Source organism: Thauera phenolivorans (genome assembly GCF_001696715.1).
GTDB classification, from domain to species: domain Bacteria; phylum Pseudomonadota; class Gammaproteobacteria; order Burkholderiales; family Rhodocyclaceae; genus Thauera; species Thauera phenolivorans.
The window spans coordinates 1-1,595 of record NZ_MBFM01000011.1; the positions used below are offsets into that span (position 1 = coordinate 1).

Genomic DNA, 1,595 nt, shown 5'->3' on the forward strand with positions numbered 1-1,595 from the left:
GAGTCTCAAGGCTGAGCAGTTGATCACAGCGTAGCGAGCCCCGGAAGGATGGGGTTCGTGGAGCGCTTACGCCGCACCACGGACGTGGAAGCGCTGATCCGGCTGATGGTGCTCAACCGCCTGTGCGACCCCGGGTCCAAGCTTGGCGTGCTGCGCTGGGTGCAAACCGTGGCGCTGCTGGCCGGCTTCGGCCCGAAGGCGGTCACGCACCAGCAGTTGCTGCGCAGCCTCGATGCGCTGATGGACCACCAGGATGAGGTCGATGCCGTGGTCGCCGGGCTGCTGCACCCGCTGATCGATCAGGATCTGTCGGTGGTCTTCTACGACCTCACCACGATCCGCAGCGAAGGCTCAGCCAGCAGGCCGGCGACGTGCGCCAGTACGGCATGGCCAAGGAGGGGTTGATCGCCCGCCAGTTCATGCTCGGCGTGGTGCAGACCGCCGAGGGGCTGCCGATCTACCACGAGGTGTTCGACGGCAACACGGCCGAGACGCGCACCTTGCTGCCCACGCTCACCAAGGTGCTCGAGCGCTTCCCGTCGGTGCAGCGCCTGGTGCTGGTCGCTGACCGAGGACTGCTCAGCCTGGACAATCTCGAAGCGCTGAAGGCCGTGCGCCTGGCCAGCGGCAAGCCGCTCGAATTCATCGTCGCGGTGCCGGGCCGGCGCTACAACGAGTTCATCGAGCTGCTCGAACCCTTCCACGAACAGCAGTGCGCCACCGCCACGCAGGAAGTGATCGCGGAGCACGCCTGGAACGCGCTGCGGCTGGTGGTCGCCCATGACCCGGTGGCTGCGGCCACCAAGACCCAACAGCGCAACGAACGCATCGACGCGCTGATCCGCCAGGCGGACGAATGGTCGGGCAAGCTCACCGAGCAGGATGAAGGTGTGAAGCACCCGAGGTTCGACACTTCACCCCGATTTTCGCCCCTTTTCGGAAAGTGCCTTCAGCACCGGCGCGGGTTTCAAGGCCGCGACCGCAAAAGTGCTGTGGTGGCACGTTTGTAACAGCCACCCTCAAGCTTGACGGCGCTTCTTAGGTGGTTAAAGTGGCGGCATCATGCACGTCAAGCTCACCACCTCCGGAGGTCGCCGCTACGTCCAACTCGTCGAGTCCTATCGCGACGAGGCTGGCCGGGTAAAGAAGCGCACCGTTGCCACGCTCGGCCGCGCCGAGCAGGTCGATGGGTCGCTCGACGCGGTGATCAACGGCCTGCTCAAGATCACCGGCCGCGAGCCGATGGGCGCCAAGCCGCCGGCGCCGACGGTGTCGTTCGAGTCCGCGCGGGCACTCGGTAACGTGTGGGCGCTGACCGAGCTGTGGAAGTCGCTGGGTTTCTCGGAGCTGCGGCGGGTATTTCGCCGCACGCGCCGCACCACGGACGTGGAAGCGCTGATTCGGCTGATGGTGCTCAACCGCCTGTGCGACCCCGAATCCAAACTCGGCGTGTTGCGCTGGGTGCAGACGGTGGCGCTGCCCGACTTCGGACCGAAGGCGGTCACCCACCAGCAGTTGCTGCGCAGCCTCGATGCGCTGATGGATCATCAGGACGAGGTCGATGCCGTGGTCGCCGGGCTGCTGCGACCGCTGAT

Annotated in this window: 2 pseudogenes; both read left to right on the forward strand. The window is 66.1% G+C overall.

Annotation, left to right across the window (positions count from 1 at the left end):
- Positions 1 to 63 precede the first annotated feature (63 nt).
- Positions 64 to 899, forward strand: a pseudogene (locus BB334_RS17280) (IS1634 family transposase); the annotation flags it as partial.
- Positions 900 to 1,062: 163 nt separating this feature from the next.
- Positions 1,063 to 1,595 (forward strand): annotated as a pseudogene (locus BB334_RS17285) (IS1634 family transposase); the annotation flags it as partial.